General features: G+C 68.8%; 13 protein-coding genes. 7 read left to right on the top strand and 6 right to left on the bottom strand.

What is annotated here, in order from left to right; all coding sequences use genetic code 11:
• Positions 1 to 160: 160 nt before the first annotated feature.
• The 3 genes from purL (at position 161) to LWW89_RS04100 (ending at position 6,672) form a co-directional block, all read left to right on the top strand.
• Positions 161 to 4,108 (top strand): phosphoribosylformylglycinamidine synthase, encoded by a 3,948-nt coding sequence (gene purL / locus LWW89_RS04110; RefSeq protein ID WP_293261501.1) that lies wholly within the window; start codon positions 161 to 163, stop codon positions 4,106 to 4,108.
• Between the two features lie 116 nt (positions 4,109 to 4,224).
• The gene (locus LWW89_RS04105) at positions 4,225 to 5,478 is read left to right on the top strand and encodes a hypothetical protein (RefSeq protein ID WP_293261498.1); all 1,254 of its coding nucleotides are present in this window, start codon (positions 4,225 to 4,227) and stop codon (positions 5,476 to 5,478) included.
• A gap of 93 nt (positions 5,479 to 5,571) precedes the next feature.
• Positions 5,572 to 6,672 carry a phosphoserine transaminase gene (locus tag LWW89_RS04100; protein ID WP_293261495.1) on the top strand — a complete coding sequence of 367 codons (1,101 nt, stop codon included), beginning with the start codon at positions 5,572 to 5,574 and terminating at the stop codon, positions 6,670 to 6,672.
• 452 nt (positions 6,673 to 7,124) lie between these two features.
• Here the strand turns inward: LWW89_RS04100 and LWW89_RS04095 are convergent, their stop codons facing one another.
• Entirely contained in the window at positions 7,125 to 9,218 is a 2,094-nt protein-coding gene (locus LWW89_RS04095) for a c-type cytochrome (protein WP_293261492.1), read from the bottom strand.
• A 338-nt stretch (positions 9,219 to 9,556) separates the two neighbouring features.
• On the opposite strand from LWW89_RS04095, the gene LWW89_RS04090 reads away from it, so the two are divergent.
• Positions 9,557 to 9,943, top strand: coding sequence for a YkgJ family cysteine cluster protein (locus tag LWW89_RS04090; RefSeq protein ID WP_293261489.1), 387 nt, complete (start codon positions 9,557 to 9,559; stop codon positions 9,941 to 9,943).
• A gap of 133 nt (positions 9,944 to 10,076) precedes the next feature.
• On the opposite strand, the gene tal is transcribed toward LWW89_RS04090, so the two are convergent.
• The gene (tal, locus tag LWW89_RS04085; protein WP_293261486.1) at positions 10,077 to 11,135 is read right to left on the bottom strand and encodes a transaldolase; all 1,059 of its coding nucleotides are present in this window, start codon (positions 11,133 to 11,135) and stop codon (positions 10,077 to 10,079) included.
• A 221-nt stretch (positions 11,136 to 11,356) separates the two neighbouring features.
• Here tal and LWW89_RS04080 point away from each other — a divergent pair, with 221 nt between their 5' ends.
• On the top strand, positions 11,357 to 11,575 hold the full coding sequence (locus LWW89_RS04080) for an RNA-binding S4 domain-containing protein (RefSeq protein WP_293261483.1): 219 nt from the start codon (positions 11,357 to 11,359) through the stop codon (positions 11,573 to 11,575).
• Between the two features lie 52 nt (positions 11,576 to 11,627).
• Here LWW89_RS04080 and nfi read toward each other — a convergent pair whose 3' ends face one another.
• The 4 genes from nfi to lplT are packed head-to-tail and all read right to left on the bottom strand — an operon-like array spanning position 11,628 to position 17,166.
• Positions 11,628 to 12,296 (bottom strand): deoxyribonuclease V, encoded by a 669-nt coding sequence (gene nfi / locus LWW89_RS04075; RefSeq protein ID WP_293261480.1) that lies wholly within the window; start codon positions 12,294 to 12,296, stop codon positions 11,628 to 11,630.
• 7 nt (positions 12,297 to 12,303) lie between these two features.
• Positions 12,304 to 13,527 (bottom strand): alkaline phosphatase family protein, encoded by a 1,224-nt coding sequence (locus LWW89_RS04070; protein WP_293261477.1) that lies wholly within the window; start codon positions 13,525 to 13,527, stop codon positions 12,304 to 12,306.
• Between the two features lie 14 nt (positions 13,528 to 13,541).
• Positions 13,542 to 15,860: a diguanylate cyclase gene (locus tag LWW89_RS04065; protein WP_293261474.1), complete on the bottom strand. Its 2,319-nt coding sequence runs from the start codon at positions 15,858 to 15,860 to the stop codon at positions 13,542 to 13,544.
• Between the two features lie 43 nt (positions 15,861 to 15,903).
• The gene (gene lplT / locus LWW89_RS04060; protein ID WP_293261471.1) at positions 15,904 to 17,166 is read right to left on the bottom strand and encodes a lysophospholipid transporter LplT; all 1,263 of its coding nucleotides are present in this window, start codon (positions 17,164 to 17,166) and stop codon (positions 15,904 to 15,906) included.
• Between the two features lie 236 nt (positions 17,167 to 17,402).
• Between lplT and alr the strand changes: the two genes are divergently transcribed.
• Together alr and radA are read left to right on the top strand one after the other, a co-directional pair.
• Positions 17,403 to 18,512, top strand: a complete 1,110-nt coding sequence (alr, locus tag LWW89_RS04055; protein ID WP_293261468.1) for an alanine racemase — start codon at positions 17,403 to 17,405, stop codon at positions 18,510 to 18,512.
• Complete coding sequence (gene radA, locus LWW89_RS04050) at positions 18,512 to 19,873, top strand: DNA repair protein RadA (RefSeq protein ID WP_293261465.1); 1,362 nt, start codon at positions 18,512 to 18,514, stop codon at positions 19,871 to 19,873. The genes alr and radA overlap by 1 nt, the downstream gene beginning before the upstream one ends.
• Positions 19,874 to 19,898: the final 25 nt, after the last annotated feature.

Here is a 19,898-nt window from a genome sequence, read left to right as displayed (position 1 = left end):
AAGCGCGACGGGTACGGCAACGGAAGCGGCGGAAGAGGGCGCCTGGGGCCGAGAGGGGCCCGTTCCTCCGGTATAATCCGGTTTTTGCCCCTGTGGCGTCCGCCCGGCCCCCGTTTTTCCCCGGCCGGCGGCGCCTCGCCGCCTTTCAGTGACATCTCCGATGGCCGACCTTCTCCTCCTGCGCGGTGCCCCCGCCTTCTCCGCTTTCCGCCTGCAACGCCTCAAGGACCGCCTGGCCGCTTCGGTGCCGGCCGTCACCGGCCTCGCCGCCGACTTCTGGCATTTCGTCGAACTGGAAGGGCCCCTGGCCGACGATGGCCGTGGACGCTTGGCCCAGTTGCTCGGCGAGGTGGCGGCGGACGAGCTGCCGGAGCGGGAACTGATCCTGGTCACGCCGCGCATCGGCACCATCTCCCCCTGGTCGTCAAAGGCCACCGACATCGCCCGCAACACCGGCATCGCCGGGGTGAAGCGCATCGAGCGCGGCATCGCCTATCGGGTCAGCGCCCGGGGCAACCTGGATGCCGCCACCCGCCAGCAGGTGGTGGCCCTGTTGCACGACCGCATGACCGAATCGGTGCTAGACGGCTTCGACCATGTGGCCGCCCTGTTCGCCCACGTGGCGCCCAAGCCCCTGGCTACGGTGGACGTGCTGGCCGGCGGCCGGCCCGCCCTGGTGGCGGCCAACGGCAGCCTGGGCCTGGCCCTGTCCGAGGACGAGATCGACTACCTGCTCGACATCTTCACCAAGGCCGGGCGCAACCCGACCGACGTTGAACTGATGATGTTCGCCCAGGCCAACTCGGAACACTGCCGGCACAAGATCTTCAACGCCGCCTGGGTGATCGACGGCGAACAGCGGGACGAGACCCTGTTCGGCATGATCAAGGCCACCCACAAGGCCGCGCCGGAAGGCACGGTGATGGCCTACGCCGACAACGCCTCGATCATCGAGGGGGCCACCATTCCCCGCTTCTATCCCCGGGAAGGTGGCGCCTACGCCTATTCAGAGGAAACGACCCACATCCTGACCAAGGTCGAGACCCACAACCACCCCACCGCCATTTCCCCCTTCCCCGGCGCCGCTACCGGCTCCGGCGGGGAAATCCGCGACGAGGGGGCCACCGGCCGGGGCTCCAAGCCCAAGGCCGGTCTGTGCGGTTTCACCGTGTCCAACCTGAACATCCCCGGCGCTGAACAGCCCTGGGAAGCGGCCACCAGCGCCTATGGCCGCCCCGGCCGCATCGCCAGCGCCCTGGACATCATGATCGAGGGCCCGATCGGCGCCGCCGCCTTCAACAACGAATTCGGCCGCCCCAACCTGACCGGTTATTTCCGCACCTACGAAGAGAAGGTCGGCGGCGAGGTCAAGGGCTACCACAAGCCGATCATGATCGCCGGCGGCCTGGGCAGCATCCAGGCCGAGCAGTCGTTCAAGGCCGAGACCTTCCCGGTGGGCACCCTGTTCGTCCAGCTGGGCGGGCCGGGCATGCTGATCGGCCTGGGCGGCGGCGCCGCCAGCTCGATGAGCGCCGGCGCCAACACCGAAGACCTGGACTTCGCCTCGGTACAGCGCGGCAACCCGGAAATCCAGCGCCGCGCCCAGGAGGTCATCGACCGCTGCTGGCAGATGGGCGGTAACAACCCGATCCTGTCGATCCACGACGTGGGCGCCGGCGGCCTGTCCAACGCTTTCCCCGAACTGGCCCATTCCGGCGGCGTCGGCGCCACCTTCCAGCTGCGCAAGGTGCAGATCGAGGAACCGGGCATGAGCCCGGCGGAAATCTGGAGCAACGAATCCCAGGAACGCTACGTGCTGGCGATCCCGCCGCAGCGTCTGGCCGACTTCGCCGCCCTGTGCGAGCGCGAGCGTTGCCCCTACGCCGTGGTCGGCGAGGCCACCGGCGACGGCCAGCTGAAGGTGGTGGATAGCCACTTCGGCAACAATCCGGTGGACATGGACATGGAGGCGCTGCTCGGCAAGCCGCCGCGTATGACCCGGGACGTGGCCCACGCCGAGGCAGCCGCTACGCCTTTCGATCCCACCGCCATCGACCTCAAGGACGCCGCCTACCGGGTGCTGCGCCTGCCGGCGGTGGCCGACAAGACCTTCCTCATCTCCATCGGCGACCGCACCGTGGGCGGCCTGACCGCCCGGGACCAGATGGTCGGCCCCTGGCAGGTGCCGGTGGCCGACGTGGCCGTCACCCTGATGAGTTTCCAGGGTTACGCCGGCGAAGCCTTCGCCATGGGCGAGCGCACCCCGGTGGCGGTGCTCGACGCTCCCGCCTCGGGCCGCATGGCCATCGGCGAGGCCCTGACCAACCTGGCCGCCGCCGACGTGGGCGAGCTGAAGCGGGTCAAGCTGTCCGCCAACTGGATGGCCGCCTGCGGCGTGGCCGGCGAGGACGCCCGCCTGTTCGATACCGTCCAGGCCGTCTCCGAGTTGTGCCAGTCGGTGGGCGTGTCGATTCCGGTGGGCAAGGATTCCCTGTCCATGCGCACCGCCTGGGAAGACCAGGGCGAGAAGAAACAGGTGGTATCCCCCTTGTCCCTGATCGTCACCGCCTTCGCCCGGGTGGACGACGTGCGCCGTACCCTGACGCCCCAACTCAAACTCGACCAGGGCGAAACCGAACTGCTGCTGCTCGACCTGTCCGCCGGCAAGAACCGCCTGGGCGGTTCGGCCCTGGCCCAGGTGTACAACGCCACCGCCAGCGACGCTCCGGACGTGGATGACCCCCAGCTGCTGCTGACCTTCTTCAACACCATCCAGGCCCTCAGCCGGGACGGCCTGCTGTTGGCCTACCACGACCGCGGCGACGGCGGCCTGTTCGCCACCGTGGCGGAGATGGCCTTCGCCTCCCATTGCGGTGTGACGCTGAACACCGACCTGCTGGCCTATGATCCGCTCATGCACGACGTGGACGGCAACGAGCGCAAGCCCCAGCTGATGGACGGCCGCTCCATGGAAATGCAGGTGCGCGCCCTGTTCGCCGAAGAGCTGGGCGCCGTGGTCCAGATTCGTCGCGCCGACCGGGAAACGGTCACCGCCCGCCTGCGCGAGGCCGGCCTGGGCCAGTGCTACATGCTGATCGGCTACCCCAACGACCGGGACCAGGTCCGGGTGGTGCGCAACGCCAAGCCGATCTTCTCGGAAAACCGGGTGGACCTGCACCGGGCCTGGTCCGAGACCAGCTACCGCCTGCAAAGCCTGCGCGACAACCCGGAATGCGCCCAGTCCGAATACGACCGCATTCTGGACAAGGAAGACACCGGCCTGTTCGTCAAGCTGCCCTTCGACCCGAGCGAGGACGTGGCGGCGCCGTACATCGCCACCGGCGCCCGGCCCCAGATTGCCATCCTGCGCGAGCAGGGGGTGAACGGTCAGGTGGAAATGGCGGCGGCCTTCGACCGCGCCGGTTTTGCCGCGGTGGACGTGCATATGAGCGACATCGTCGCCGGCCGCGTCAACCTGGCCGACTTCAAGGGCCTGGCGGCCTGCGGCGGCTTCTCCTACGGCGACGTGCTGGGTGCGGGACAAGGCTGGGCCAAGACCATCCTGTTCAACGAGCGCTGCCGCGACGAGTTTGCCGCCTTCTTCCACCGGGACGACACCTTCGCCCTGGGCGTGTGCAACGGCTGCCAGATGATGAGCGGGCTGAAGGGCCTGATCCCGGGCGCCGAGCACTGGCCCCTGTTTCACCGCAACCGGGTGGAGCAGTTCGAGGCCCGCTTCGTCACCGTGGAAATCCCCGAATCCCCCTCGATCTTCTTCGCCGACATGGCCGGCACCGTGGCCCCGGTGGTGGTGTCCCACGGCGAAGGCCGGGCGGTGTTCGAGCAAGCCGGCGACCAGGCCAAGGCGCTCACCGCCATGCGCTACGTGGACAGCCGCGGCCAGGTCACCGAGACCTACCCGCTCAACCCCAACGGTTCGCCCGCCGGCATCACCGGGGTGACCACGGCGGACGGCCGCTTCTCGATCATGATGCCGCACCCGGAGCGGGTCTTCCGCACCGTGCAGATGTCCTGGGCGCCGGCCGGTCTGGGCGAGGACGCTCCCTGGATGCGCATGTTCCGCAACGCCCGCAAGTGGGTGGGGTAACGCTCCTACCCGATTTCCCGTCGGGCTTCCCGGGATGACATCCGTTCATTGCAACAACTTGAGGGCAGGCGCCATTTTGGTGCCTGCCCTGTTTTTATCGTGACTACCTCGATTCTGTGACTCCGTCCTCCCAAGCCTCACCCGCCGCTTCCGCCCAGGGGCATACCCCGTTCTACGGCCTGGCCCCCTTCCTGCGCATGAACCTGGCTGCCGCGGACATCGGCCCCATCGCCCAGCAGATGCTGGAACAGGCCCAGCAGGGCGGCGACGATCCCAACCTGCTGATGAACCTGGCCACGGCCCTGTTCTGCCTGGAAAAGCAGGACACCGGCCTGGCCGTGCAGGGGCTGGCCCTGGCGCTCACCCGCCGCTACTTCCTGCCCGCCCTGCGCCAGCCAGCCTGTTTGCGGGTGCTGATGTTGATGGCCCCCGGGGACATCTCGGTCAACACGCCCCTGGATTGCTTGCTCGAAGACTGCGACATCGACATCGAGTACTACTACGTGGCCCTGGACGGCGACCCCCTGCCCGAGCCGGTGCCGGACCACGACCTGCTGGTGGTCGGCGTGGGCCTGTTCGACGCCAGCCGGGCCGCCCTGGAAGCCCTGGAACCCCGCCTGGCCGCCTGGCCCCGGCCGGTGGTGAATCCGCCCCGGGGCATCCTCAATACCGCACGCAATACCGCCAGCGACCTGCTGCAAGGCCTGGACGGAGTGGTCATGCCCCCCACCTGCAACATCGCCCGGGCCGACCTGCTGCCCGCCGCCACGGGCGACAGCGGCCTGGGGGCGGTCCTGCCCGGCTGGGACTACCCGGTGATCCTGCGCCCCCTGGGCTCCCACGCGGGCCACGACCTGGAAAAGATCGAGGATTCCGGCGCCTTGGTGGACTATCTGGTCCGGGTGCGGGACGAGCAGCTGTTCATTTCGCCCTTCGTCGATTACAGCGGCCCGGACGGCCTGTTTCGCAAGTTCCGCATCGCCCTGGTGGATGGGCAGCCCTTCGCCTCCCACATGGCCGTGTCGTCGCGCTGGATGGTCCACTACGTCAATGCCCAGATGTACGAGGACGCGGCCAAGCGCGAGGAAGAGGCGGCGTTCATGGCCAACTTCGCCGATTTCGCCGCCCGTCACCGCACGGCCCTGGAGGCCATCCCCCGGCGGGTCGGGCTCGACTACGTGTGCATCGACTGTGCCGAAGTGGCCGGCGGGCTGCTGGTGTTCGAGGTGGACCACGCCATGGTGGTCCATGCCATGGACCCGGTGGACATGTTCCCCTACAAGCCGGAGACCATCTTCCGCGCCCGGGACGCCATGCGCGACTATCTGGTGCGCCGCGCCGCTGAAGCATTGGCAGCGCCGTCCCGCTGAGCGGGTATTGCCACCGCCTCATTTTTTCGCCGGGATTTTCTTCCCGGCCTTTCCCCTGGGAGGGGCCGACCCTTCCTGCTGCCTCCGCTGTATATGAACCCACGCAATCGCCTCAATTTCTCCGGCGGGCCCGGCGCCCTGCCGCAATCGGTGCTGGAACAGGTGCGGGAGTCCATCGACGCCGTTCCCGGCGTCGGCCTGTCCGTACTCGGCATCAGCCACCGTTCGGACTGGTTCGCCGCGGTGGTGGCCGAGCTGGAGGACAACGTGCGCCGCCTGCTCGGCGTGCCGGCGGGCTACCACATCCTCTTCCTGCAAGGCGGCGCCACCCAGCAGTTCACCATGGTGCCGCTGACCCTGATGCAGGGCAGCCAGGTGCCAGCCGACTACCTACACACCGGCTACTGGAGCGGCAAGGCCATCGCCGAGGCGCGCCGCGAGGGGCCGCTGCGGGTGGTGTGGAGCGGCGAAGGGGAGGGCTTCGGCCGTCTGCCCGGCGATGGCGAGCTGGACTTTGCCGCCGATGCGCCCTACCTGCACTACGTCTCCAACGAGACCGTGGAGGGCCTCCAGTTCCACCGCCTGCTCGGCCGGGACGACGTGCCCCGGGTGTGCGACATGTCCTCGGACTTCCTCTCCCAGCCTTGCCCGGTGGACCAGTTCGCCCTGATCTATGCCCACGCCCAGAAGAATATCGGCCCGGCCGGGGTGACCGTGGTGCTGGTGCGCGACGAGGTGATCGGCAAGGCACCGGAGGATCTGCCCGGATTCCTCGATTACCGCAGCCACGCCCAGGCCCACTCCAACTTCAATACTCCGCCGGTGTTCGCCATTTACGTGGTGCTGCTGGTGACCCGCTGGCTGCTGGGCGAGATCGGCGGCGTCGCCGCCATGGCCGCCATCAACCAGCGCAAGGCCGGGTTGCTCTACGGCGCCCTGGACGGCAGCGACGGCTTCTACCGGGGACGCAGCGCCCCGGCCGACCGCTCGCTGATGAACGTGGCCTTCACCCTGCCCAATGCCTGCCTGGAGCAGGTCTTCCTCGCCGAATCCCAGGCCGCCGGCTTCACCGGCCTGGCCGGGCACCGCTCCATCGGCGGCATCCGCGCCTCGATCTACAACGCCCTGACGGTGGCCGAGGTGGAAGAACTGGCCGGCTTCATGGCCGACTTTCAGCGCCGCCACCGCCGCTAACCTCGTGCGACTCCGCCGCGACCCCGGTGGGCTGGCTCACCCGGGCGACATTGCGCGCTCCTGTTGGGATACATGAAAAAAATTAATGTATCGAGCCGGTGGATAATCGAAGGTCCGCGCCAGTTCTAGAGTTTGGCTATCTCGTCATCCGGAAACATTAAAAAAATTAAAGTATTGAGGCGGGGGCCGAAGCGAGCGCTTTGAGCGCAGAGCGTGCAGAGACGCGGAGGATGCAGGGAAACGCATAAAGATCGACACGAAGATCTCCCGCTTCTCTCCACGTTCCCTGCGTCTCTGCGCTCTCTGCATCGGAAGCGCTTCGCCTTTCCTTGGTGAGCGATTGGCGCCTTGCCGACTAGCGGTGTTGTCTGTGATTCCACAACAAAAAGCCCGGGAGTTTCCTCCCGGGCTTTTTCATTGGGCGGACGGGCCGCGAACGTGCTTTTCAGCGCTCAGTAGCGGGCATCCGCCGGCTTCTTGTCCTTGGGCCAGTCCTTCACCTTTTCGGGGAAGTCCGGGCGGGGCTGGTGGCTGAAGTACTCGGCCACGTCCAGGGCTTCCTGGTCCGACAGGCCGCCCTGGCCCAGGGGGAAGTTGTTGTGGAAGCCGATCGGCATGTTGCGCTTGACGAAGGCGGCGGCGGTGTAGGTGCGGGCCAAGCCGGCGCCGATGTTGAAGGACTCGTCGCCCCACAGCGGCGGATAGACCATCTTGCCGTCGGCGGACTTCAGCCCTTCGCCGTTTTCGCCGTGGCAGATGGCGCACTGGGCGGCATAGACCTTCTTGCCGTTGTCCGGGTCGGGCGTCAAGGAACGATCGATCTTGCCCACTCCCCGGCCGGGCACCTTGTCCTCGGGCTTGGTGGCGCCCTTCATCCAGTCGAAGTAGGCGACCATGGCCTTCATGTCCGGCGAATCCACGGGCAGGGGCTTGCCGTTCATGGAGCGCTTGAAGCAGCCGTTGATGCGGTCCTCCAGGGTGATGACCCGGCCGGCCCGGGGGGCGTAGCTGGGGAACATGGCGGAGACGCCGACGAAGGGCGAGCCGTCGGCCACGGTGCCGGCGTTGAGGTGGCAGCTGGTGCAGTTGAGCTGGTCGCCGACGTTGTTGGGCAGCAGATCGCGGGTTTCCAGATGCAGGCGCATGCCGCGCACCAGCTGGGTGGCGTTGGGCTTGCCCAGCATGTCGGCCAGCCGCGGCGTTTCGAACTTGCTGTTGTCGATGGCCTTGGGGTCTTCCTTGACCACCTCGGTACGCATGTTCTTCACCTGGGAGGCGGTGATCGCCTCGCCGCCGTTGCCCCAGCTGGCCCGGACGAAGGTCAGCAGTTCGGCCAGTTCCTGGTCATTGAGGCGGGCGAAGCCGGGCATGGTGAACACCCGGGGATGGGCCGCCGTGGAGGCGGTCTTCCAGCCGGTCAGGGTGATGTGCAGCAGGGTGGCCGGCTCCTTCGCCGTCACCGCCGGATTGCCGGCCAGGGGCGGGAAGATCTTGCTCACGCCGCCGCCGTCCTGGCGGTGGCAGTCGCCGCAGAACTGCACGTAGGCCAGGCCGCCCCGGGAGGTGAACAAGTTGTCCGGCACCTTGCCCGCCACTTCGCTGCGCGGCACGCTGGGGGCCGCCAGCTCATGCTCGCCCGGGGGCAGGGACTTGAGGTAGGTGGCGATAGCCACCAGGTCATCGTCCTTGACGTGCTGGGTGCTGTGGTGGATCACGTCGGCCATGTTGCCGGAGGCGGTGGCGAAGCGGTTCTGCCCGGTCTTGAGGAACAGGGTGGTGTCCTCCACCGTCCACAGGCCGCGCAGGCTCAGGGCGCGCCAGGATTCCACGGTCTCGCCGGCCAGGTAGTGCTTGCCCTTGCTACCGGCCTCGCTCATGGCCTTCTCCTGGAAGGCGATGCCCCGGGGGGTGTGGCAGGAGCCGCAGTGGCCCAGGCCCTGGACCAGGTAGGCGCCCCGGTTCCACACCGCGTCCTTCTGGGCGTCGGCCTTGAACGGCGTGGCGTCGAGGAAGGCCCAGTTCCACAGCGATAGCCCCCAGCGCATGCTGAAGGGCCACTTCATCTCGCTCTGACGGTTGGCCTGGTCCACCGCCGGCACGCCCTGGCGCAGGTAGGCGAACAGGGCGCGCATGTCCTCCTCGCTCATCTTGGCGTAGGAGGGATAAGGCATGGCCGGGTAGAGGTTGTGCCCGTCGGCGGTGACGCCCTTGCGCATGGCCCGGTCGAACTGCTCGTAGGTGTAGTTGCCGATGCCGGTCTTGGCGTCCGGGGTGATATTGGTCGAGTAGATGGTGCCGAAGGGTGTTTTCAGCTCCAGGCCCCCGGCCATGGGCTTGCCCTGGGGGGCGGTGTGGCAGGCGATGCAGTCGCCCAGGCGGGCCACGTACTCGCCGCGCTTGACCAGATCGGGATCGGCGGCGGAGGTTGGGGCGGTGGTGGCACCGGCCTGGTGGGCCAGCAGGCCGCCCAGGCCGAGGGCTAAAAATGCGAGGCCGGCGACCACCGGGGAGGTGGCGAAACGGCGCAGGTTGAACGGGGTGTCCATGGAACGACGTCCTGTGATGAATACGGTTGTGAGCCTATTCCCATGGACGAAGTGGGGGAATTGCCGGATCAGGCGATGCCAATAGGTACTTTGTCCTATAGCCGGCGGATTGGCGTTATTTGCGCGGCACGCGGCATGGTCCGGAAGGGCTTGATCCTGCCATATTTGCGGTATTGCTATTATTTTTGGGTTTTTTATTGAATTTGACTATTGAAAGTGGCCCGGAAAAACCGGCCCTGCCCAAACAGGGGCCACCTTGCCAGGCAGGGCACCGACCCTGCTGCGCCGGATGGCCGGCTGCTCTACAATTTGCCCCGTTTTTTTCCTGGCTGTCCGCCGTGTCCGATTCCGAATCCCTTTCGTCCGCCATCCTTCCGGATAACCCCTGCCAGCAGTGCGGCGCCTGCTGCGCCGCCTTTCGTGTCGACTTCCACAAGGCCGAGGCCGAAGGCGGGGGGATGGGTTACGCCGGAGGGGTGCCCCGGCACCTGGCCGAGCCCCTGATCGGCTCGTTGCTGCGCATGAAGGGCACCGACGAGCACCTGGGGCGCTGCGCGGCCCTGTGCGGCGAGGTGGGCCAGGCGGTGCAGTGCTCCATCTACGAGCAGCGTCCCAGCCCGTGCCGCGAGTTCAATCCCTTCGCCGCCCTGGGCATCGCCGACGAGGCCTGTGCCCGGGCCCGTCGTCGCCACGGCCTGCCGCCCCTGGCGGGGATGGCGGCGTAGAGGTTCGGGGAGACGTTGGGGCCTGCGTGGGGCTATTTCTCATACCCCGCAGGGTGAAGCGGCGGCTTCCCGCTTCCGCCAAAAGCAAACGCCCGGCCAAGAGCCGGGCGTCCGGAGGGCTGTAGCGTTCTACTCAGGCCACCAGTTCGAGCAGCTTGGCGTAGGCCTCGTCGAACTGGGCCAGGCCGGCCTGTTGCAGCTCGTCGCCGAGCTGGTCCAGGTCGATGCCGGCAGCGGCCACCTTGGACAGCACCTGGCGGGCTTCCACCCAGTGGTCGGTGAGGCGGGCCTCGGCCTCGCCGTGGTCGCGGAAGGCGGCCAGGGTCGCATCCGGCACGGTGTTGATGGTGTGGGGGCCGATCAGCTCTTCCACGTACACCACGTCCCGGTAGGCCGGGTTCTTGGCGGAGGTGGAGGCCCACAGCAGCCACTGGGGCAGGGCGCCCTTCTCGGCCAGGGGGGTGAAGGTGGAGCGCACGTCCTCGATCCAGCGGGCGTAGGCCATCTTGGCGCTGGAAATGGCCGTCTTGCCTTGCAGTTCGGCGGGCAGGCGGCCGTCCACGGCGGCGTCGATGCGGCTGATGAACACGCTTGCCACCGAGGCGATCCCGTTCAGGGCCAGGCCTTCGGCGCGGCGCCGCTCCAGGCCGCGCCGGTGGGCGGCCTGGACCGCCTGGAGCTGCCGGTTGGAGAAGATCAGGGTGACGTTCACATTGATGCCGGCGTGGATCACCGCTTCGATGGCGTCGAGGCCGGCAGCGGTGGCCGGGATCTTGATCATGGCGTTGGGCCGGCCGATCTCCTGCCACAGCCGCTTGGCGGCGGCGACGGTGCCGGCGGCATCGTGGGCCAGCCGCGGCGAGACTTCGAAGCTGACGAAGCCTTGGCTGCCGCCGGAAGCCAGGTAGACGCCCTTGAACAGATCGCAGGCCTGGCGGATGTCGGGCAGGGCCAGGGCCTCGAAGCGGGCCTCCGGATCGGCCAGGCGCGGGCGCAGCTCGGCCAGGGCATTCTGGTAGGCCGGGTCGTTCTTCAGGGCGTTGTAGAAGATGGCCGGGTTGGAGGTCACCCCGGCAATGCCGTCGTCGTCGATGAAGCTGGCCAGTTCGCCGGAATCGAGCAGGCGACGGGTCAGGTTGTCGAGCCAGATCTGCTGGCCGAGATCGGCCACGGGAAGGAGTCGGGAGGACATGATGGCGGTATTTGAAGTCGTCCTGCGCGGGCGCGGAGCGCGGCAGTGGGGATGATCCACGGGCAAGCCCGAAAGTGTAGCGGGGTTTTTTGTCGTCCGTTTGGTTTACATCAAGGCGGGAAGGGGGAGAATCCAGCCCGCGAACCGGCCCGGGCCGTAGTCAGCGCAGTAATCCGGGCCGATTTTTCGTCGATTGTTCATTTTATTCAAAAGGCATTTTCATGATCACGTTTCCGGTGCGCGGCGACTACATCCAGCTCGACCAACTGCTCAAGGCCGCCAGCCTGGTGGACTCCGGCGGTGCCGCCCACGCGGCGGTGGAAGAAGGATTGGTGGAGGTGGACGGCCAGGTCGAAAGCCGCAAGCGGGCCAAGCTGCGACCCGGCCAGCGGGTGCGCTTTGGCGGCGAGGAAATCCTGCTGACCGCCGAGGCGGGCTGAACGGACGGGCCTATGAGGGTTGGGGCCGGAGCCGGCCCCGCTGTGAAGCGGACTAGCCCGAGGCCAGCTTGTGGGCGGCCCGGGTGGTTTCCGGCAGGCGATAACGCCGGGTGCAGGCCAGGGTCAGGGCGATGGCCGTGTCCAGGCAGATGCGGTGGCCCACCGAAATGAACAGGGGCGCCACGCCGGGGCGGGTGCGCAGCACGGCGCCGATGGTCTCGTCCATGTCGCGCAGGGGGGCCCAGTCCCCCTTGTTCGGCCCGGGCTCGGCATGGCTGCCGGTGAGCCGGGTCTTGCCCACGCCCAGGGCCGGCAGGCCGGTGACCACCCCCAGGTGGCAGGCCAGGCCGAAGCGGCGCGGATGGGCGCGCCCCTGGCCATCCACCAGCAGGACTTCTGGCAGGGTGTGGAGCAGGTTGAGGGCGGTGAGCACTGCCGGGGCCTCGCGGAACGACAGCAGCCCCGGGATGTAGGGAAAGCCGGTGGGCAGCCGGGCCACCGCCTGCTCGACGGGTTGCAGGTCCGGGAAGGACAGCACCGCCACCGCCGCCCGGGTGGTTTTACCGCCGTCCTCGAACCCCACGTCCACGCCGGCGACCCGGGTCAGTTCGGCCAGGGCCGGCAGGCGATCCTCGGTTTCGACCCAGGGCGCCTGCTGGCGCTGCCAGGCGACGGCTTCCTTGGGCGTCAGTCCTTGGGGATGGGGGATGAGCAGGTCCATCGCCGTTTCAGCGTCCGGGTGCAGATCGTGGACTGGCGCCTGCGCCAAGGTCGAAGCGGGAAAGGTCGAAACGGCAGAGCGGCACCTCCCGCTCGGCGGTGCTGACGCCGCCGTGCATGCCGGCCAGGCGGTAATCGTCTTCCCCGGGCAGCCGGTCGCGCAGGGTCCAGTCCTCGCGCAGCAGCAGGGTCAGGTCGCCGATGCGGTTGCGCAGGTCCGGGTGGTAGGGGGGCGGGCCGAACCAGCCGTCGGCCAGCAGGTTGTCGCTGTCGACGCACCACAGGGCGTGGCCGTAGCGGGCCTCGATGACGGCGCGGAAAGCTTCGCGGCAACCGGGCTTGAGGTGGGCGTAGGCGGCCCGCCGCTCGCCGGACAGGGGGCACGCCAGCAGGGCGGCCAGCTCCGGGGCGTCGCCCAGGTCGATCAGGCGTTCCGCCGGGGCGGCGATGAAGCCGTGGTCGGCGGTGACCAGCAGGGTGGCGTCCGTTCCCTGGACGCGGCCGAGGAAAGCCGCCAGTTCCCGTTCCAGTTCATGCAGGGCAGCCACCGCCGCCGGGCCGTCGGGGCCCGCGTCGTGGGCCTTGCTGTCGAAGTCGGGCCAGTAGGCGTAGATGTAGCTCGGCTCGGGGACGCGCAGCGCCGTTTCGATGGCCGCGAACATCTCCGGCAGGGCCCGGTAGCCGGTGCGCTTGGCCCGGCCGGAAAGGCGCCGGTTGAAGGGCGAATCCACGATCCAGGCCGGCGACACGATCTCCATGGGGCAGGGCAGGCGGTCGGCCAGGGGTGGGGCGTCGAGCAGCCGTTGCGCCCAGTCCTCGGCTTCCGGCGCCGGGCCGCGGATGCCGCGGCGGGCCAGGGGCAGCACCGCCAGTTGGCTGGCGATGGCCGAGAACCACACGTGCCAGCCGGTCAGGCCGTGCTGGCCCGGCGGCAGGCCGGTGAGAAAGGTGCCGACGGCGCTGGCGGTGGTGCTGGGAAAAACCGACTCCAAGGTGGCGATGCGCGCCCGGTCGAGCAGGCCGCCCGGCAGGTGGGCGCGCAGTTGGGCCTCCCCTACGCCGTCGGCCACCAGCAGCACCAGATGGCGCGCCGGGGCCAGGTCGGCCGGCGGCAGCTCGGGCAGGGGCGGGCAGGGCAGGCCGGCATGGCCCCGGGCGCCGGCCAGGCTGGCCATCAGGTTGGCCAGGCCGTGCCGGAACGAGGGCGGGGGCGGCAGGAGCGAAGCGGTCATGGGGCGGGGACGGATCAGTCGAGCAGCGGCAGGGCCGGATGGGCGGCCGGGCTGGGCAGGCTCAGGGGCGGCGCGCCCACGGCGCGGTTGCGCCCGGCGCCCTTGGCGGCGTAGAGGGCGCGGTCGGCCTGTTGGATGAGGGTCTCGCCGTTGCCGCCGTGCTCCGGGTAGGTGGCCACGCCGAGGGAGACGGTGCAGCGGATGGCGTTGTCGGCCGTACCCTGGCTGGGGCTCGGCGGCAGGGCCAGCTCCGCTACCTGGCGGCGGATCGCCTCGGCCCGTTCCAGGGCGGTGGGCAGGGTGGCGCCGGGGAGGATCAGGGCGAATTCCTCCCCACCGTAGCGGCAGGCCACATCGCTGGCCCGGCAGGCGTCGCGCAGGATCTCGGCGAGCCTTTGCAGCACCGTGTCGCCGGCCTTGTGGCCGTAGCGGTCGTTGAGGCGCTTGAAGTGGTCCATGTCGAGCATGATGACGCTGACCGGGGTGCGTTCCCGGGCGGCCCGGGCCAGTTCCCGCTCCAGGGTCTCGTCCAGGTAGCGGCGGTTGAACAGGCCGGTCAGGCCGTCGCGCAGTGCTTGGTCCTGGAGGGTGGCCTGGAGAGCGCGGATTTCCTCCAGCTGGCGGCGCAGGGTGAGTTCCAGGGCCTTGCGCGCGGTGATGTCGTTGATGCTGATGAGCAGGGCCGGGCCGTCGCTGTAGGAGGACAGCACTGCCGAGAAAATGGCCCAGAAGGTGCGGCCGTGGCGGTCCTTGAGGCGGATTTCCCGGTTGTCCAGGGCGCCTTTTTGCATCAGCTGGGCGATGATCTCGCTACGTTCCTCGGGGTCGGCGTAGAACTCCGGGGTGAAGGCGGTGCCGGCGGGGACGTCGACGCCGAGTAGGCGCTGGGCCTCCCGGTTGGCGAAGATGATCTCGCCGTTTTCGGCCCGGGCGAACACCAGGGCGAAGGGGGCCGTTTCGGCGAGCATGCGGAAACGCTGCTCATTGTCCTGCAATTCCCGTTGCAGGCGCCGCCGGTCTTCCACGTCGCGCACCACCACCACCGCCCCCCGGGGCTGGCCCTGGCCGTCCCGCAGCAGGCGGCCGTTGGCCTCGATCGAGAAGTCGGCGCGCTGGGGGGCGACGGCGGTGAGCTCCAGGGGCGGCGGGGTCCGCCCGGCGATCAGTTCCGAGAGCTGGTTGGCCCACAGAGCCCGGGTGTCCGTGGTGAGGAACTGGCAGAAGGTCAGGCCTTCGAGCAGCACATCCGGGGATAGCCCGAACAGTAGGTTGGCCTGGGGCGAGGCGAAGCTGATGGTGCCTTCCAGATTGGTCACCAGGATGGCATCGGGGCTCGTCTGCACCACGGTTTCGAACACCTGCTCCGAGGTTTGCAGCTTGCGTGACTGCATCTCGACCCGGGCCACCAGGTTGCGGTTGGCCTCGCGCAGGGCCATGGCCGCCCGCTGCCGCTCGGTGGCCATGGCGCCCACCACCAGGGCGACGAAGATCAGCGAGATGGCCATCAGCGCCGTGGTTTCCAGGGGCAGGCTGGCCGGGCCGAAATAGAACACGCCGCGGTGGGCGAGGGCGCCGGCCAGGGCGATGGCGCAGGTGAGGGCGAGCAGGGGCTGGACGAAGCGGGGCGGGTGGCGCCAGGCCAGCCACAGGGCCGGGAAGGTGAGCAGGAAGGGCAGGCCCACCAGGGTGCCGTCCCGCCCCGGCAGAACCAGGAAGAAGAAGGCAGCCAGGGACAGCAGGGCCAGGGCGGCCACCGGCCGTTCCCGGACGAAGCCCTGCCAGTGCCGGATGCCGCCCGGTTCGGGCTGGAGCAGGGCAAGCAGGGCCGGTGCGGCGATCAGGGCGCCGGCCGTGTCGCACAGCCACCAGGACAGCAGGGTGTGAAGCCAGGCGTCCACGCCCTGGCCGGCGGTCACGGCGGTGGCGCCGACCAGGCTGGCCAGCAGGCCGTGCAGCCCGACGCCGCCCAGGGCGAAGGCGGCCACCGTCCGGCGCCGGGCGAAGATGTAGGGAGAGGGGTCGAGGCGGCGCATCGCCCGCCAGCCCAGGTAGGGGGCCATGCTGTTGCCGCAGGCCAGGGCCAGGCAGATGGCGAGGGGCGCGTCCAGCACCAGGCGGTTGAACAGGAAGGTGCCGAGGGCGATGGCCGGCACGGCAGCGCCGCCGCGCAGCATGACGGCTACGATGGCGGCTGCGGCCGGCAGCCAGACGGGAACGGGGAAGGTGCCGTGACCGGCGAAGAAGTGCAGCGTGAGCAGGCCGAGGCCGAAATAGGCCACGGCGATGACGACGCTATCCCTCAGGCGGCGGGGCCAGGGGGGATGTTCGGACAAAGCCAGTCTCCGTGGGGATTCTTGTTTGTCCTAATTCTCCGTCTTAATGCGGCGTGTCGTCCAGATGGGCCACGTCGTCGTGGGCGCGCTGGTTGAGCGTGTGCCGGTAGCGCACCAGGGTCATGGCGGCGGCGACGAACAGGCCGAACACGGCGATCACCGTGAACACCGACAGGTTGGCCCGGATCATCAGGGCATAGATACCGGTCATGACCAGGATCGACAGGTTTTCGTTGAAGTTCTGCACGGCGATCGAATGGCCGGCGCCCATCAGGATGTGGCCCCGGTGCTGGAGCAGGGCGTTCATGGGCACGACGAAGAAGCCGGACAGGGCGCCGATGATCACCAGCAGGGGGACCGCCACCACGACCGAGGTGACGAAGTTCATGACGATGACGATCAACCCCATGGCGATGCCCAGGGGAATCACCTTCACCGACTTGCGCAGGGTCACCCACTTGGCCGCCATGGACGCCCCGGCGGCCACGCCGACAGCCACCACGCCCTGGAGCATGGAGGACTTTGACAGGTCCAGGTGCAGGGCGGCGTCGGCCCACTTGATGACGATGAACTGGAGGGTGGCGCCGGCGCCCCAGAACAGGGTGGTCACCGCCAGGGACACCTGACCCAGGCGGTCGCGCCAGAGCAGGGCCAGGCAATGGCCGAACTCATGGACGAGGAAGAAGGGGTTCTTCTTGAGCGGCTTGTGGTCGACGCCGGTGTCGGGCACGTAGAGGTTGAAGATCGCCGCCACCAGGTAGAGCACCCCCACCACCACCAGGTTCATCTCGGTGACGGTGTCCACCGGCGTGTCGATCAGGGGCATGTCGAAGGACAGCAGGCTTTCGGCGATGGTCGGTTGGATGAGTAGTCCGCCGACCACGGTGCCGAGGATGATGGCCCCGACGGTGAGGCCTTCGATCCAGCCGTTGGCCGCCACCAGCAGGCGGTGGGGGAGGTATTCGGTGAGGATGCCGTACTTTGCCGGCGAGTAGGCCGCGGCGCCCAGGCCCACCACGGCGTAGGCGAGCAGGGGATGGACATGCCAGAACATCAGGCCGCAGCCGAGGATCTTGATGCCGTTGCTGATGAACATCACCCGCCACTTGGGCATGGAATCGGCAAAGGCGCCGACGAAGGCGGCGAGGACGACGTAGGAAACGGTGAAGAACAGCTTCAGTAATGGCTCGTACTCCTGCGGGGCGGACATTTCCCGCAGGGCGTAAATGGCGGCGATCAGGAGGACATTGTCGGCAAGCGCGGAAAAAAACTGCGCAGCCATGATGATGTAGAAGCCGAGCTGCATCGAACGAGCCCGAGGGCGGTTTTTAGTGTGGCCGGTTTATACCACGAACAGTCGCGCCGTGTTGTTGCAGTACGTCAAGGCGCCCGGAGGAGCCAGAGGACGGCGCGGGGCGGGGGCCAGCGCGGATTTGCCCGCATTGCCTCTCGCCCGATGGCGCGCGGCCTGCCACAATCACGCTTTGTCCCGGCGCGGCTCGGACCCGCGACGCGCCGGAACGCCGCTCAAGGATCAGCCTCATGTCCCGCCCCATCCGCGCCCGCATCGACCTTGCGGCGCTGCGTCATAACTTTGCCGTCGCCCGGCGTTATGCCGGCACCACCCGCCTCTTTTCCGTGGTCAAGGCCAACGCCTACGGCCACGGCCTGCTGCCCTGCGCCCAAGCCCTGGCCGGCCTCACCGACGGCTACGCCCTGCTCGACCTGGCCGACGCCGTGGCCCTGCGCGAGGCCGGCATCCGCCAGCCGATCCTGCTGCTCGAAGGCTATTTCGACGCCGAGGAGCTGCCCATCCTGGCCGAATACGGCATCACCCCGGCCCTGCATCGCGCCGATCAACTCGAAGAGATCGAGTTGGCCGGCCTGCCGCGCCGGCTCGACGTCTTCCTCAAGGTCAATTCCGGCATGAACCGGCTAGGCTTCACCGGCGACGCCCTGACCGCCGCGGTGCGCCGCGCCACCGCCTCGCCGGCCTTCGCCGACGTGACCCTGATGACCCACTTCGCCGACGCTGACGGCCCCCGGGGCGTGGCCTGGCAGCTCGACCGCTTCCACACCATGCTGCCCTGCTGGGCCGGCCCCGTGTCCCTGGCCAACTCGGCGGCCCTGCTGCGCTACCCGGAGACCCGGGGCGACTGGGCCCGGCCCGGCATCATGCTCTACGGCGGCAGCCCCTTCGCCGACATCCCGGCGGAGCAACTGGAACTGAAGCCGGTGATGACCCTGGCCTCGCAGATCATCGGCGTCCAGGAGATCGGCCCCGGCGAGCGGGTCGGCTACGGCGGCACCTTTACCGCCGACCGGCCGACCCGGGTGGGCATCGTCGCCTGCGGCTATGCCGACGGCTACCCGCGCCACGCCGGCACCGGGGCGCCGATCCTGGTGGACGGCCGGCGCACCCGGCTGCTCGGCCGGGTGTCCATGGACATGCTGGCCTGCGACTTGACCGGATTGCCCGACTCCGGCGTGGGCAGCCCGGTGACCCTGTGGGGCGAGGGATTGTCCGCCGACGATGTGGCTACCGCGGCCGGCACCATCAGCTACGAGCTCTTCTGCGCCCTGGCGCGGCGGGTTCCGGTGGATTTCGTCGACGGCGAGGCAGGTGGTCGCGGCGGCCGGGAGACCGACTGATGGCCAAGGCCAAGACCCAATACGTCTGCACCGAGTGCGGCGCCGTCTCGCCCAAATGGCAGGGCCAGTGCCCCGGCTGCAATGGTTGGAACACCCTGGTCGAGAGCCTGGTGGAAAAGCCCGGCGCCAGCCGCTTCGAATCCCTGGCGCCGACCACGGCCCGGGTGCAGAAGCTGGGCGACATCGAAACCCGGGAGGCGGCGCGCCTGCCCACCGGCATCGGCGAATTCGATCGCACCCTGGGCGGCGGCCTGGTGGCTGGCGGAGTAGTGCTGATCGGCGGCGATCCGGGCATCGGCAAGAGCACCCTGCTGCTCCAGGCCCTGGCGCTGCTCTCCAATAACCACCCGGTGCTCTACGTCTCCGGTGAGGAATCCGGCGAGCAGGTGGCCCTGCGCGCCAGGCGGCTGTCCCTGGAAACCGACAACCTCAAGCTGCTGGCCGAGATCAACCTGGAGAAGATCGTCGCCGCCCTGGCCCAGGAAGCGCCCCGGGTGGCGGTGGTGGATTCGATCCAGACCCTGTGGTCGGAAGAACTGTCCTCGGCCCCGGGTTCCGTGGCCCAGGTGCGCGAGTGCGCCGCCAAGCTCACCCGCCTGGCCAAGGAGACCGGCACCACGGTGATCCTGGTGGGCCACGTCACCAAGGAAGGTGCCCTGGCCGGCCCCCGGGTGCTGGAGCACATCGTCGATACGGTGCTCTACTTCGAGGGCGATACCCACTCGGCTCACCGCCTGATCCGGGCCTTCAAGAATCGCTTCGGTGCGGTCAACGAGCTGGGGGTGTTCGCCATGACCGACCGGGGGCTGAAGGGGGTGTCCAACCCCTCGGCCCTGTTCCTCTCCCAACACGGCCAGGTGGCTGGCTCCTGCGTCCTGGTGACCCAGGAAGGCACCCGCCCCCTGCTGGTGGAAATCCAGGCCCTGGTGGACACCGCCGTCTCCCCCAGCCCGCGCCGCCTCACCGTGGGCCTGGACCCCCAGCGCCTGGCCATGCTGCTGGCGGTGCTGCACCGCCACGCCGGCATCGTCTGCTTCGATCAGGACGTGTTCGTGAACGCCGTGGGCGGGGTCAAGATCGGCGAGCCGGCGGCGGACCTGGCGGTGTGCCTGGCCATCGTCTCATCCCTGCGCAACCGGGCCCTGCCACAGAAGTTGGTGGTGTTCGGCGAGGTCGGCCTGACCGGCGAGATCCGCCCCGCCCCCCGGGGCCAGGAGCGCCTCAAGGAAGCGGCCAAGCTGGGCTTCACCCACGCCATCGTTCCCCATGCCAACCTGCCGCGCCAGCCCATCGAGGGCCTCACCGTGCTGCCGGTGAAGCTGGTGGGCGAGGCGGTGGAACGGCTGCAATCCCTGGACTGACGAGGGCCGGAACCATTGCCTCAAC

It is taken from the genome of Oryzomicrobium sp. (assembly GCF_021287045.1).
In the GTDB taxonomy this organism is placed as follows: Bacteria; Pseudomonadota; Gammaproteobacteria; order Burkholderiales; family Rhodocyclaceae; genus Oryzomicrobium.
Note: the sequence above shows the minus strand (reverse complement) of the source record. Positions and strands in the feature narration are given on the sequence as shown.

Bases quoted from the DNA above. Each gene is read 5' to 3' on its own strand.
- LWW89_RS04070 (WP_293261477.1), bottom strand. From the start codon at position 13,527: ATGACCGCTTCGCTCCTGCCGCCCCCGCCCTCGTTCCGGCACGGCCTG.
- LWW89_RS04100 (WP_293261495.1), top strand. From the start codon at position 5,572: ATGAACCCACGCAATCGCCTCAATTTCTCCGGCGGGCCCGGCGCCCTG.
- LWW89_RS04080 (WP_293261483.1), top strand. From the start codon at position 11,357: ATGATCACGTTTCCGGTGCGCGGCGACTACATCCAGCTCGACCAACTG.
- radA (WP_293261465.1), top strand. From the start codon at position 18,512: ATGGCCAAGGCCAAGACCCAATACGTCTGCACCGAGTGCGGCGCCGTC.
- alr (WP_293261468.1), top strand. From the start codon at position 17,403: ATGTCCCGCCCCATCCGCGCCCGCATCGACCTTGCGGCGCTGCGTCAT.
- tal (WP_293261486.1), bottom strand. From the start codon at position 11,135: ATGTCCTCCCGACTCCTTCCCGTGGCCGATCTCGGCCAGCAGATCTGG.
- LWW89_RS04095 (WP_293261492.1), bottom strand. From the start codon at position 9,218: ATGGACACCCCGTTCAACCTGCGCCGTTTCGCCACCTCCCCGGTGGTC.
- nfi (WP_293261480.1), bottom strand. From the start codon at position 12,296: ATGGACCTGCTCATCCCCCATCCCCAAGGACTGACGCCCAAGGAAGCC.
- purL (WP_293261501.1), top strand. From the start codon at position 161: ATGGCCGACCTTCTCCTCCTGCGCGGTGCCCCCGCCTTCTCCGCTTTC.
- lplT (WP_293261471.1), bottom strand. From the start codon at position 17,166: ATGCAGCTCGGCTTCTACATCATCATGGCTGCGCAGTTTTTTTCCGCG.